General features: G+C 65.6%; 12 protein-coding genes. All 12 read right to left on the bottom strand.

Annotation, left to right across the window (positions count from 1 at the left end):
* Positions 1-59: 59 nt before the first annotated feature.
* Complete coding sequence (locus CH271_RS17575) at positions 60-2534, bottom strand: RelA/SpoT family protein (RefSeq protein WP_094634576.1); 2475 nt, start codon at positions 2532-2534, stop codon at positions 60-62.
* 72 nt (positions 2535-2606) lie between these two features.
* Positions 2607-3146, bottom strand: coding sequence for an adenine phosphoribosyltransferase (locus CH271_RS17570; protein WP_037189421.1), 540 nt, complete (start codon positions 3144-3146; stop codon positions 2607-2609).
* Entirely contained in the window at positions 3143-4846 is a 1704-nt protein-coding gene (locus CH271_RS17565) for an ABC transporter substrate-binding protein (RefSeq protein WP_094634342.1), read from the bottom strand. The genes CH271_RS17570 and CH271_RS17565 overlap by 4 nt, the downstream gene beginning before the upstream one ends.
* Positions 4847-4870: 24 nt before the next feature.
* Positions 4871-6052 (bottom strand): protein translocase subunit SecF, encoded by a 1182-nt coding sequence (gene secF / locus CH271_RS17560; protein WP_037189423.1) that lies wholly within the window; start codon positions 6050-6052, stop codon positions 4871-4873.
* A gap of 1 nt (position 6053) precedes the next feature.
* Entirely contained in the window at positions 6054-7829 is a 1776-nt protein-coding gene (gene secD, locus CH271_RS17555; RefSeq protein ID WP_179274662.1) for a protein translocase subunit SecD, read from the bottom strand.
* Positions 7830-7990: 161 nt separating this feature from the next.
* On the bottom strand, positions 7991-8401 hold the full coding sequence (yajC, locus tag CH271_RS17550) for a preprotein translocase subunit YajC (protein ID WP_094634341.1): 411 nt from the start codon (positions 8399-8401) through the stop codon (positions 7991-7993).
* A 138-nt stretch (positions 8402-8539) separates the two neighbouring features.
* Positions 8540-9568, bottom strand: a complete 1029-nt coding sequence (gene ruvB / locus CH271_RS17545) for a Holliday junction branch migration DNA helicase RuvB (protein ID WP_179274687.1) — start codon at positions 9566-9568, stop codon at positions 8540-8542.
* A 54-nt stretch (positions 9569-9622) separates the two neighbouring features.
* Entirely contained in the window at positions 9623-10228 is a 606-nt protein-coding gene (gene ruvA / locus CH271_RS17540) for a Holliday junction branch migration protein RuvA (protein WP_094634339.1), read from the bottom strand.
* Positions 10225-10842 (bottom strand): crossover junction endodeoxyribonuclease RuvC, encoded by a 618-nt coding sequence (gene ruvC / locus CH271_RS17535; protein WP_037189428.1) that lies wholly within the window; start codon positions 10840-10842, stop codon positions 10225-10227. The genes ruvA and ruvC overlap by 4 nt, the downstream gene beginning before the upstream one ends.
* Positions 10843-10948: 106 nt before the next feature.
* Positions 10949-11707, bottom strand: a complete 759-nt coding sequence (locus CH271_RS17530) for a YebC/PmpR family DNA-binding transcriptional regulator (protein WP_037189429.1) — start codon at positions 11705-11707, stop codon at positions 10949-10951.
* 87 nt (positions 11708-11794) lie between these two features.
* The gene (gene pdxT / locus CH271_RS17525; protein ID WP_094634338.1) at positions 11795-12397 is read right to left on the bottom strand and encodes a pyridoxal 5'-phosphate synthase glutaminase subunit PdxT; all 603 of its coding nucleotides are present in this window, start codon (positions 12395-12397) and stop codon (positions 11795-11797) included.
* On the bottom strand, positions 12394-13245 hold the full coding sequence (locus CH271_RS17520; protein ID WP_037189431.1) for an acyl-CoA thioesterase: 852 nt from the start codon (positions 13243-13245) through the stop codon (positions 12394-12396). The genes pdxT and CH271_RS17520 overlap by 4 nt, the downstream gene beginning before the upstream one ends.
* Positions 13246-13278 lie beyond the last annotated feature (33 nt).

Here is a 13278-nt window from a genome sequence, read left to right as displayed (position 1 = left end):
AAGACGAGAGGGTGAGCAGAGTGTCTGCTCACCCTCTCGTTGCTTCCGTGGACTGCCGCTCAGGCCGCAGACGTCAAGCGGTACACGTCGTACACTCCCTCGACGTTGCGCACGACGTTCAGCACATGCCCGAGGTGCTTCGGGTCGCCCATCTCGAACGTGAACTTGCTGATCGCAACCCGGTCGCCCGACGTCGCGACGGACGCCGAGAGAATATTGACCTTCTCGTCGGCGAGCGCCTTGGTGACGTCGGAGAGCAGCCGGTGACGGTCGAGTGCCTCGATCTGAATGGCGACCAGGAACACCGAGGACGCCGACGGTGCCCACTGAACTTCGATGAACCGTTCGGACTGCTCTTCGAGCGAGCGTGCGTTGGTGCAGTCGGTGCGGTGGACACTCACCGATCCACCACGGGTGACGAATCCGAGGATCTCGTCTCCCGGCACCGGAGTGCAGCACTTCGCCAGTTTCGCGACAACACCCTCGGCACCGGTGACCAGCACTCCCGCGTCGCCGACCTGACGGGGTCGAGTCGGGATCGTCGACGGTGTCGACCGCTCGGCGAGCTCCTCCTCGACATCGCCGACGCCACCGAGATGGGCGACCAGTCGCTGCACCACGTGGCGGGCGGACACATGATTCTCGCCGACCGCGGTGTAGAGCGCGGAGACGTCGACGTACCGTAGTTCGTGCGCGATCGCCGACATGGACTCGGCATTCATCAAGCGCTGCAAGGGAAGTCCGCCTCGACGAACCTCCTTGGCGATGCCGTCCTTGCCTGCCTCCAGGGCTTCCTCGCGCCGCTCCTTGGCGAACCACTGGCGAATCTTGGTCTTGGCTCTCGGGGAGGCGACGAACCCTTGCCAGTCCCGACTGGGACCGGCAGTGGCGGCTTTCGAGGTGAACACCTCGACCACTTCACCGTTGTCGAGAGTCCGTTCCAGTGCGACGAGTCGACCGTTGACCCGCGCGCCGATACAGCGATGCCCCACCTCGGTGTGCACCGCGTACGCGAAGTCGACCGGACACGATCCGGCAGGCAGGGTGACGACATCACCCTTGGGGGTGAAGACGAAGATCTCCTTGACCGCGAGGTCGTAGCGCAGCGACTCGAGGAACTCCCCCGGATCGGCGGCTTCTCGCTGCCAGTCGAGAAGCTGACGCATCCACGCCATGTCGTCGACCTCGGCATTGTCCTGCGAATGCTTGCCCTTGGTCTCCTTGTAACGCCAGTGCGCAGCGATGCCGAACTCGGCTGTGCGGTGCATGTCGCGAGTGCGGATCTGCACTTCGAGGGGCTTGCCCTCGGGGCCGATCACCGTGGTGTGCAGCGACTGGTAGACCCCGTAACGCGGCTGCGCGATGTAGTCCTTGAAACGGCCCGCCATCGGCTGCCACAACGAATGGACCACGCCGACAGCGGCATAGCAGTCACGGATCTCGTCGCACAGAATGCGGACGCCGACGAGGTCGTGGATGTCGTCGAAGTCGCGGCCCTTGACGATCATCTTCTGGTAGATCGACCAGTAGTGCTTCGGGCGACCCTCGACGACGGCACTGATTCGCGACGCGGCGAGTGTCGCGTTGATCTCGGCCCGAACCTTTTCGAGGTAGGTGTCGCGGGACGGCGCACGATCGGCGACGAGACGCACGATCTCGTCGTACTTCTTGGGATGAAGAATCGCGAACGCCAGGTCTTCGAGCTCCCACTTGACCGTCGCCATCCCGAGCCGATGAGCAAGCGGCGCAATGACTTCCAGCGTCTCCTTGGCTTTGCGCGCCTGCTTCTCCGGAGGCAGGAACCGCATGGTGCGCATGTTGTGCAACCGGTCGGCGACCTTGATCACCAACACCCGTGGATCTCGCGCCATCGCGATGATCATCTTGCGGATCGTCTCGCCCTCGGCCGCGGTTCCGAGCACGACCTTGTCGAGCTTGGTCACTCCGTCCACGAGATGAGACACCTCGTCGCCGAATTCCTCGGTCAACTTGGCGAGCGAATATCCGGTGTCCTCGACTGTGTCGTGCAGCAGCGCCGCAACCAGAGTGGTCGTGTCCATCCCCAACTCGGCCAGAATGTTGGCCACGGCGAGCGGATGCGTGATGTAGGGGTCCCCGGACTTGCGCATCTGCGACGCATGCAGCTCGTCCGCCACGTCGTAGGCCCGCTGCAGCAACGCCAGGTCGGCCTTGGGATAGAGCTCGCGGTGCAGGCTTACCAGTGGCTCGAGCACCGGCTTGACCGCGGCGCTGCGTCCAGCGGTGATGCGGCGCGCCAGACGTGCTCGCACCCGCCGCGACGCCGAAGTGGGGACAGGTGCCGAGTTACGGGTCCCCGACGGCGCCTGCGAATCGGACGCCACCGGATCGCGGGAAACCGGAGTGTCGACGGCCGGGCCGGCATCACCGGACGCGGCCTCGTCGGTCGTGACGAGTCCACCGGTCCGATCGGTAACGCCGGTCTGATCGGCAACTGCGGGCCGCTCGGGGACGGCAGGCCGATCGGGCAAGGGCTGATCGATGTAACGGGTCACTCTCATCACCTCCTGCCACACGTTCCGCGCTGACGCCGGAACATCAACGCATTGTGAAAGAGACTTTAGTCCTCATACTCGAACCAGGCAGCCGAGCGGGTAGCCACTGCACTTGTCGCGCCCACCCAGAACGGCGATCTCGAGAACCACAGCAGCACCGGCGATCACCGCGCCCTGCTCGGCCAACAACCGAGCCGTCGCATCGACGGTACCGCCGGTCGCCAGCACGTCGTCGACCACCAGAACTCGTCGTCCGGCCACGTCGATCGCAGTCGGGATCTGCAGTTCGGCGGTTCCGTACTCGAGATCGTACGACCGTGAATGCACCGGAGGCGGAAGCTTTCCCGCCTTGCGCACCGCGAGCACACCGCACCCGAGTTCGAGGGCAACTCCGGCCCCCAGCAGGAATCCCCGTGCGTCGATACCCGCCACCAGGTCGACGTCCTCGAACCCTTGCGCCAGCTCCGACACGACACTGCGTAACGCCGGCCCGTCCGCGAACACCGGTGTCAGATCGCCGAAGCGCACACCGGGGACGGGGAAGTCGTCGACCCACCGCGTCAGCCTGGTCACGGCAGCGGCAGCACCCACTGCACCGCCTGCGTCGTTCATCGAAGAAGCACCCACCGATCCATGTTCCATCCGGCACCAGCGGCCGTCGGGTTGGGCACCACGTCCTGCATGCCGTCACTGACGACAGTCGTACGCGGCTCGTTGTACAGGGGAAGCGACGGCATGTCGTTCCACAGGATGTTCTCGCCCTCGGTGGCCAGCGCCAGAATGCGCTCGGGATCGTCGGTCACCGCCAACTGATCGACGATGGAGTCGATCCTGCCGTTGCTGTATCCGCCGACGTTCAGACCGATGCCCGTCCGCAACGAATACCGTGCGGTGACCGCGGCAGCCGAACCCGACGGTCCGGGAAGCGATCCACTGCTACCGAGGACGGCATCGACCGCCCCGGCCCGCAGGGCGGACGGTGTGAAGTCCGGTGAGCTCGCGTCCTCGACGGTGATGCCTGCGGCCGCGCAATCGGCAGCCATGCGACTCACCACCTGGGCGCGGCGCGCGTCCGGTCCCCGGTAGCCGACACGAACGGTCAGTGCGTCCACGCCTGCGGCCTCCAGTTCTCGGCCCGCCTGGTCCAGGTCCGAACGCTGGTATCGATCACCCACCACCGCTGCGACCGATGGGTACTCGAGTGTGTCGGGCTGGACGAGACGAGAGTCGACGAGGCCCGAGCCGAGGCCCGCCGCAGCCGCCTCGAAACCGGGGTGACCCAACGTGTCGAACAGATCCGATCTCGGGATGCACGCGGCCACTGCTCGACGTGCACTCGCGTCGGCCAACACCCCCTGGGTTGCGAACGTCAATTGCTCGACGCCTCGCGACGGTTGCTCGGTGGTCGTGAATCCCTCGGGGGTCCCGAGATCGACGGCACCGGCCCCGTGGTCGATCACGTCCAGCGAGCCGTCCGCAGCCTTCGCCGTCAGGTCGGTGCCCTTGGGCCAGACGACCACCTGCGCGGTCTCGGGCGGGTTTCCCCACCAGGCGTCGTTCGCCACGAGCACGAGACCGTCCTCGGCGGAGTAGGACTCGACCCGGTACGGGCCGGCCGAGGGCAGTAGCGAGAGGTCGATCGAGCCCGGTGTCAGGGTCCATCCGGTGTTCCAGAAGTCGGCGATGCGGCTCACCACGTCGTCGTCCTCGCCCAGGATGGGATCGACGACGTTCGGCACGCCCGCGGCCCGAGCCGCGACGTGTGCCGGTAGCAGGTCGGTGGCACCGAACAGGGCGCGCCAGTTCTGGTAGCTGCGGCCGGACGCGAAGACGACCGTGGCTTCCTTGGCCCCAGGAACACAATCGATGCGCTCGATGTCGGAGTACCCGGCCGTCGACGCCGCGTCGAACAGGGGGCGGTCGGTGGCGAACCTTCCGCTGTTCGCCGCCCAGGCCAACACCAGGTCGTCGCAGGCCATCGGCGCACCGTCGGAGTACGTCGCGGCCGGGGCGATGGAGTACTGCACGGTCAGCGTGTCACCGGGAACCACCGTGGCTGTTCCGATGTCGTTGTCCGACAACGCGTCTCCCTCGGGCCCGAGGTAGCTGAAGCCCACCTGCACCCGAGTGAACGCCTGCCGGGCTCCCGACGCCGCGCCGTCGACGGTTCTGGCGTTGTACGTGTTCACCACGTTGTTGAACGAGTAGCCGATCGAGGGCACCTTGTCCTCGGGCGACGAACACGCAGTGATGGACACTGCGCCGACACTCGCTGCCACCAGTGCCGCGCTCCACCGTCGTTTCACGTGCACTCTCCGTCCCTGTCGAGGGTGGTTCTACCGACGCTTCTTGTTTCGTTTCCCGGTGGGGCGGTTGCCCGGCTGCGGAGCCGACGCCTTCGGGGCGGCCACACCGACGGCAACCGGCTCCGGAGCGAGGCCGGCTGCGCGGGCTGCCGCTTCGGCGCGCTTGGAGTGGACCTTGCGGGTATGGACTGCGACGGGGCCCCACTTCTCCTTGAGCGTCACCAGCAACGGAGTGGCGAAGAAGATCGACGAGTAGGCACCGACGATCATGCCGACCAACTGCACCAGAGCCAGATCCTTCAGCGTGCCCACTCCGAGTAGCCATACCGCGATGATCATGAGTGCGATCACCGGGAGGACACCGATCACGGTGGTGTTGATCGAGCGCATCAGGGTCTGGTTGACGGCCAGGTTCGCCTGTTCGGCGTACGTCTTGCGATGCAGGTTCAGGATGCCGCGGGTGTTCTCCTCGACCTTGTCGAACACCACCACCGAGTCGTACAGCGAGAAACCGAGGATTGTCAGCAGGCCGATCACGGTTGCCGGCGTCACCTCGAATCCGACGAGCGAGTACACGCCTGCGGTCACCAGGAGGTCGAATCCCAAGGCGGCCAGCGCCGCCAACGCCATGTCTCGCTCGTATCGGACAGCGATGTAGATGCTGACGATGACCAGGAAGACTACGAGCGCGATCAGAGCTTTCTGGGTGATCTGGCTGCCCCAGGTCTCGCTGACGTCCGACACGCTGATGGCGTTGGGGGTCGCGGTACCCGAGTTGTCCTGCGGCTGGAATGCCTCGAACAACGCCTGGCGAAGGGTGTCCACTTCGGCGGGGTCGAGAGCTTCGGAGCGAATCTGCACCGTTGCTGCGGCACCCGCACCGACGGTCTGTACCGACACCGGCGGCATGCCGAGCGCGTCGTCGTACACGGTCTCGACCTGCTCGGTGGTGATGTTGTCGGCCGCGGGCAGCGCGATCCGGGTTCCGCCCTCGAAGTCGATACCGAGGGTGAAGCCGCGAACGAGGAAGCTCAGCAGGCACACCAGCACGATGACGCCGGTGAGGATGTAGTAGAACCGGCGACGACCGACGATGTCGAAGGCACCGGTACCGGTGTACAACCTGGACAGCCAGCTGTGCTTCGGCTGGGTGGATTGATCGACACCCGAATCGTCGAGGGGCGATGGGGTCGACGTGGTCGTGTCCGACATGTCATGCCTCCTTCGACGGCGCAGTGCCGGTCTTGACGGCGAGTGCCTTGTTGGCTGCGCGCTTGCGTTCGAGCGCGATCTGCTGGACGGCACCGAGTCCGTTGACGGACGGCTTGGACCAGAACGTGGATTTCGATGCCAGGTACACCAGCGGCCATGTCACCAGCACCACGACGATGATGTCCAGGATCGTCGTCAGTCCGAGGGTGAACGCGAAGCCGCGGACCTGACCGACCGCCAACACGTAGAGCACTGCGGCAGCGATGAAGCTCACCGCATTGCCCGACAGGATCGTCTTGCGGGCGCGTGCCCAACCGCGAGGAACCGCCGATCGGAAGCTGCGGCCCTCCCTGATCTCGTCCTTGATGCGCTCGAAGAACACCACGAACGAGTCCGCGGTCATACCGATACCGATGATCAGGCCTGCGATGCCTGCGAGGTCGAGTGTGAAGCTGATCCATCGGCCCAACAGAACGATGATTCCGTAGACCACGAGACCGGCCAGCGCCAACGACAGCGCAGTGAGCAGCCCGAGGGCACGGTAGTAGAGCAGGCAGTAGACCAACACCAGCGCCAGTCCGATGGCACCGGCGAGCAGACCTGCTTCGAGCGAGGCCAATCCCAGTGTTGCCGACACCGTCTCGGCCTCGGAGGACACGAAGGAGAGCGGCAAAGAGCCGTACTTGAGGGTGTTGGCGAGCTCGGACGCGGTCTGGTTGTTGAAGTTGCCGGTGATCGAGGTGGCGCTGCCCGCTGGGGTGGCCCCCTGAATGACCGGTGCACTGATCACCTTCGAGTCCAGCACGAACGCCGCCTGCTTCTGCAGATTGGCCGCGGTGAACTGAGCCCAGGTGTTCGAGCCTTCCGAGTCGAACGTCAGGCTGACCTGGAACTGGGCCTGCTGACTGTCGAAGCCGGAGGTGGCGTCGGATATCTGCTGACCGTCGATGATCGTGGGACCGAGCAGGTAGACGGCCGTTCCGTCGGTCGAGCACGCCACGAGGGGCAGCGCCGGATCGTCGTTACCGGCGAGCGGGTCTGCTGCGTTGCAGTCGAGGGACTGCATCGCGAGCTGCTGGACCTGCGGGTCCTCGCTCTGCCGAAGCGTCTTGGCGTCGGCGATCTCCTGGGCAGCGCGATCCGCGTCGGACAGCGAAGCATCCGCGGCGGGATCGTCTGTCGCGGGTTCGTCGGTAGCGGGTGCGTCGGTCGCAGGAGCAGGCGTCGGATCGACCGCAGACGGATCCTGCGCCGGGAACACACGGTTCTGCGGAGTGGCCGGATCTACGGGCGCAGCAGGGTCTGCCGGTGCCGCAGGATCGACCGGTGCCGCAGGATCGACCGGCGCGGCCGGGTCGACCGGGGTCTGCTGCGTGCCAGCACCCTCGCCCGTCGACGGAGCAACGGATCCAACGACGGGCCGGATGAACAGTCGCGCGGTCTGCCCGAGGGTGCGCGCCTGGGAGCTGTCGTCGCCGGGCACCGTGATGACGAGGTTGTCACCGTCGATGACCACCTCGGAGCCGGAGACACCGAGACCGTTGACGCGGGTCTCGATGATCTGCTGCGCCTGCTTCAAGCTGTCCTGCGTCGGTGCATTGCCGTCGGGGGTCCGCGCGGTGAGTGTCACGCGCGTGCCGCCCTGCAGGTCGATTCCCAACTTCGGCGAGGGGTCTTTGTCTCCGGTGAAGAAGACCATGGCGTACACCGCTGCCATCAGCACCGCAAAAACGGCGAGATAGCGGGCGGGTTGCACCGGTCCGCTGGAAGGTGCCACGGTGTGTGTTTCTCCTCTGAGGCGATGGAAAGTGTCGGTTCCTGCAGGGCCTGGCGGCCCGCTGTGTCAGCAGTGAGCGGTGCGATTGTGCACCACATCGGTCACCGCAGAGAAAACCGCTGCCGGATACTGTCTCCGACAGCGGTTCGTTCACATCGTGCTCACTCTTTTTCGAGCCTCTTCGACGTCTGCTCGATCGTCTCGTCCGGCCGGCTCGCGTCTGCCTTGCTCAGGGACGGTCCCGCGGTGTCGTTCGAGCCGAGGGCCGCGAGGTCCGCCTCGGTGGTCGCGTCGATGTCGGTGTCGTCGAACTCGGTGTCGTCGGGCAACACCTCACGTACGACCGCACGCGACCAGGTGGTGATGACGCCGTCGGCGATCTCCAGGTCGATCGTGTCGTCCTCGACCAGGACGACGCGGGCATACAGGCCTGCGGTGGTGACGACCTCGTCGCCGATCTTCAGCGAGTCCTGCATTTCCGTGGTCTTGGCCAACACCTTCTTCTGTCGACGCGCATTGAGAAACAGCGGTACCAGAAGGGCCACGATCAGCAGCGGAAACAGCAAATCCATCGGAAGGTCAGTCCTCGAAGTCGGGTTCGAAATACGTCATTGTCTCGTGCGAGAACGTCGCCGGTGCGGGCCTCGCAGCTACCCAGTGTGCCATTACCTGGAACCGGTCCGGTCCGTTCGTGTCCCGTTGTGCCCGATTCATTCGAATAATCCCTGCTGGACCTCCGAGGATCGGACCGAAATTCCACCCACTGCGAGGTCCGGCGGCGGCGTCAGACCGAGGTGTTGCCACGCAGCAGCGGTCGCGACGCGCCCGCGGGGGGTACGGGCGATCATTCCGGCACGCACCAGGAACGGCTCGCACACTTCCTCGACCGTCGACGGTTCCTCGCCGACGGCGACGGCCAGTGTCGATACACCCACCGGTCCCCCGCCGAAGCTTCGGATGAGCGCGCTCAGTACTGCGCGGTCGAGTCGGTCGAGCCCGAGTTTATCGACGTCGTAGACCACCAGCGCGGCCTTCGCGGTGTCCTGGGTGACGGTGCCGTCGCCACGCACGTCTGCGTAGTCGCGGACTCGACGGAGCAATCGGTTCGCGATTCGGGGGGTGCCGCGCGAGCGCCCGGCGATCTCTGCGCAGCCGTCCCGGTCGATCCGTACGCCCAGAATCCCTGCCGACCGCATCAGTATTCGTTCGAGCTCGCTGGGCTCGTAGAAATCCATGTGCGCCACGAATCCGAACCGATCGCGCAACGGTCCGGTCAGCGCACCCGACCTGGTGGTGGCGCCGACGAGGGTGAACGGCGCGACCTCGAGTGGAATCGACGTCGCTCCCGGCCCCTTGCCGACGATGACGTCGACCCGAAAATCCTCCATCGCCAGGTACAGCATCTCCTCGGCCGGACGGGCGATGCGATGGATCTCGTCGATGAACAGCACGTCCCCTTCGACCAGGTTGCTGAGCATCGCCGCCAGATCACCTGCCCGCTCGAGCGCCGGACCCGACGTGAGCCGTAGCGAGGTTCCCAGCTCTGCGGCGATGATCATCGCCATACTGGTCTTGCCGAGGCCCGGCGGCCCGGACATAAGGATGTGATCGGGGGTGCCGCCGCGCATCTTGGCACCCGACAACACGAGCTGGAGCTGCTCCCGCACGCGAGGTTGGCCGATGAAATCGGTGAGGTTCTTCGGACGCAGACTCGTTTCGACGTCCAAGTCGTCGGACATCGCGTCCGCACCGACCTGGGATTCGGCGAACTGGTCGTCCTCGGTCACCCGGGCCTACCTGGACTTGCCGAGGTACGCCAGCGCCGACCTCAACGCGGTCGACGTCGTGGCCTCCGGCTGCTGAGCGAGCACCGCGTCGGTTGCTTCCTCGGCCTGCTTCGTGGGGAATCCGAGACCGATCAGCGCTTCGACGATCTGGTCTCGCATCGAATTGCCCGCACCGGATCCCGGCACGGCCGAGCTTCCGGCTCGTCCGACCACCGCGTCGACCTTGTCGCGCAGCTCGACGACCATTCTCTCCGCGCCGCGCTTCCCGATACCGGGCACCCTGGTCAGAGCTCCGATATCACTGTCCGCCAACGCAGTTCGCAGCGCATCGGGCTCGTGCACGGCGAGAGTTGCCATGGCGATTCGCGGGCCGACGCCGGTCACGGTGAGGAGCAACTCGAAGAGCTCACGCGACTCCTTGTCGGGGAACCCGTACAGCGTCTGCGAATCCTCACGCACGATCATGGTCGTCAAGAGGGTCGCTTCGCTCCCCCGGTGCAGCGTGGCCAACGTCGCCGGAGTGGCGTTGACCCGGTACCCGACGCCCGCCGCCTCGAGCACGGCGTGATCGAGCGCGATGTCGAACACCGAACCCCTGATCGACGCGATCATCGTGCGCCCGCCTCCTTCTTGGCCATCTTCTCGATCCTGCGTGCCACGACAGCGCGAGCCTTGCGCTCCTCGGCCAGACGCGCGTCGTACTTGCGTTTCTGTTCGGCGGCCATCGCTTCGGCCTTCGCCATCCGGGCGATCATGGGCGCTCGCCAGCAGTGACAGATGCCGAGGGCCAGAGCGTCGGCCGCGTCCGCGGGAGTCGGTGCGGTCTGCAGCCCGAGAATGCGCATGACCATGGCGGTCACCTGAGCCTTGTCGGCCGAGCCGTTGCCCGTGACTGCAGCCTTGACCTCGCTGGGAGTGTGGAAGCAGACGTCGACGCCGCGCCTGGCCGCCGCGAGGGCGATGACGCCACCGGCCTGGGCCGTGCCCATCGCCGTCCGCACATTGTGTTGGGCGAAGACTCGCTCGATCGCGACCACCGAGGGCTTGTGCGTATCGAGCCAGTACTCCGCGGCCTCGGAAATCCTCAGCAGACGCTGCGCGAGATCCATGTCCGCGGGCGTCCGCACCACATCGACATCGAGCGCGACCACCGTTCGGCCCACGCCACCCTCGATCAGACTGAGCCCACACCTGGTGAGACCGGGGTCGACACCCATCACCCGCACGCCACCACACCTTCCGCTTACGAACTGTTGTTCGATAGCGTAGCGGAGCCTACCGTCGGATCAGGGATACGACACCCTGTCGATCACCTCGTCGGGTGCGCCAGGCTCAGTCCTCTGCGTCGAGCTCCGCCATGACCTCGTCGGAAAGGTCGACGTTGGACCACACGTTCTGGACGTCGTCACTGTCTTCGAGTGCATCGATGAGCTTGAACACCTTACGTGCACCGTCGGCATCGACCGGAACGTTCACCGACGCCTGGAAGCTCGCCTCGGCCGAGTCATAGTCGATTCCGGCTTCCTGCAACGCGGTGCGCACGGCGATGAGGTCGGTCGGCTCGCTGACGATCTCGAGGGTGTCACCGTTGTCGTTGACTTCCTCGGCACCGGCTTCGAGAACGGCCATCAGAACGTCGTCCTCGCTCTGACCGTTCTTCTCGAGGGTCACCACACCCTTGCGCGAGAACAGGTAGGACACCGAACCCGGGTCGGCCATGTTTCCGCCGTTGCGAGTCATCGCGACACGCACCTCGCCTGCGGCGCGGTTGCGGTTGTCGGTGAGGCACTCGATGAGAATGGCGACACCGTTGGGTCCGTAGCCCTCGTACATGATGGTTTGCCAGTCGGCTCCACCGGTCTCTTCGCCCGCTCCGCGCTTACGTGCCCGCTCGATGTTGTCGATCGGAACCGAGGTCTTCTTCGCCTTCTGAATGGCGTCGAAGAGGGTCGGGTTGCCGGTGGGGTCACCGCCACCCGTGCGGGCCGCCACCTCGATGTTCTTAATGAGCTTGGCGAAAGACTTGCCGCGTCGGGCGTCGATCACCGCCTTCTTGTGCTTGGTGGTGGCCCATTTTGAGTGGCCGCTCATGCGATAGGGCCCCTTCCTGCTCGAAATCAGTGTTGTCGACTTTACTCGCCCGGTTCGGCGCTCGGCACCGACCGACCGTCGAAGGTTCTAGCGGCCTCGCACCATGTCGACGAAGAGTGCGTGCACTCGATCGTCGCCGGTGACCTCGGGGTGAAAACTCGTCGCGAGAACGGAGTTCTGACGAACGGCCACCACGCGTCCGGCGGCCGGTCCGTGCGGCACGGTGGCGAGCACCTCGACGTGCTCGCCCACCCGCTCCACCCAGGGCGCGCGGATGAACACCGCCCGCACCGGCCCACCGTCGATGCCGATGACGTCGAGGTCGGTCTCGAAGGAATCGACCTGACGGCCGAAAGCGTTGCGTCGCACGGTGATGTCGAGGGAATCGAGGTGCCGGGCGTCGGGCCTGGTGTCGAGAATCTCGGACGCCAGCAGGATCATGCCCGCGCACGAACCGTAGGCGGGCAGCCCGTCGGCCAACCGGGCGCGCAACGGTTCGAGGAGATCGAACACGGCGAGCAGGTTACTCATGGTCGTCGATTCCCCGCCGGGGATGATCAGTCCGTCGATCTGCGCGAGCTCGGCGGGCCGACGCACCGTGACACCGCGCGCGCCGCTCGACTCGAGCGCCGCCAGATGTTCGCGAACGTCGCCCTGCAGTGCGAGAACTCCGATGGTCGGAGCGTTCACTTGCGCCCGAAGGGATCGACATGGGGCGCGTCGGGGTCCCGCTCGTACCGCATGAGACCTTCCTGCACCACTGCGGCAACCAGCCGTCCGGACGTGTCGAAGATTCGCCCCTGGGTCAGTGCGCGCCCGAAATCGGCCGAGGGCGACGTCTGGTCGTAGAGCAACCATTCGTCTGCCCGGAAGGGACGAAGGAACCACAGCGCGTGATCGAGCGAGGCCGTCTGCGTGACGGCGTCCGGGTGTGGCACCTTGGCCGATCCGAGCAGCGTCATGTCGCTCATGTAGGCGAGTGCGCAGACGTGGAACACCTGATCGTCGGGCAACGTGTCTCGGTAGCGGAACCACACACGTTGCTGCGCAGCGAAACTGGGATGCTTGACGGTCTGGTCATCAGGAATGAGACGGATGTCCCATTCCGACCACTCCTTGTAGTACGAGTGGTCGTACTCGGCGAGGGTGGTGGGATCGGGCAGGCTGTCCGGCCCCACGACCTCGGGCATGACGTCCTGATGCGAAATGCCGTCGTCGTCGCCGTGGAACGAGGCAGACATCGTGAAGATCGCCTTGCCGTGCTGAATTCCGGTGACGCGGCGAGTGCAGAACGAGCGTCCGTCGCGAATCCGGTCGACCATGAACACGGCCGGTTCGTTCGGATTTCCCGGACGCAGGAAGTAGCCGTGCAGCGAGTGCACACGAAACTCGGGTGCCACTGTGCGCACCGCCGCGACGAGCGCCTGGCCCGCTACCTGACCGCCGAACGTACGGGGCAGCCGACTCGGGAAAGTCCGTCCCCGATAGATGTCGTTCTCGATCCGCTCCAATTCGAGAATGTCCTCGATGCTGGCCATGGCTGGTGTCCACCTTTCTGTGACAACGGCTCA

This window comes from Rhodococcus sp. 05-340-2 (assembly GCF_002258915.1).
Lineage (GTDB): Bacteria > Actinomycetota > Actinomycetes > Mycobacteriales > Mycobacteriaceae > Rhodococcoides.
This window is presented reverse-complemented; position numbering and strand designations above follow the sequence as displayed.

What these genes read in the sequence shown, in the direction of transcription:
- ruvA (WP_094634339.1), bottom strand. Translation starts at nt 10,228, where the DNA reads ATGATCGCGTCGATCAGGGGTTCGGTGTTCGACATCGCGCTCGATCAC.
- CH271_RS17570 (WP_037189421.1), bottom strand. Translation starts at nt 3,146, where the DNA reads ATGAACGACGCAGGCGGTGCAGTGGGTGCTGCCGCTGCCGTGACCAGG.
- yajC (WP_094634341.1), bottom strand. Translation starts at nt 8,401, where the DNA reads ATGGATTTGCTGTTTCCGCTGCTGATCGTGGCCCTTCTGGTACCGCTG.
- ruvB (WP_179274687.1), bottom strand. Translation starts at nt 9,568, where the DNA reads ATGTCCGACGACTTGGACGTCGAAACGAGTCTGCGTCCGAAGAACCTC.
- secF (WP_037189423.1), bottom strand. Translation starts at nt 6,052, where the DNA reads ATGTCGGACACGACCACGTCGACCCCATCGCCCCTCGACGATTCGGGT.
- CH271_RS17520 (WP_037189431.1), bottom strand. Translation starts at nt 13,245, where the DNA reads ATGGCCAGCATCGAGGACATTCTCGAATTGGAGCGGATCGAGAACGAC.
- CH271_RS17530 (WP_037189429.1), bottom strand. Translation starts at nt 11,707, where the DNA reads ATGAGCGGCCACTCAAAATGGGCCACCACCAAGCACAAGAAGGCGGTG.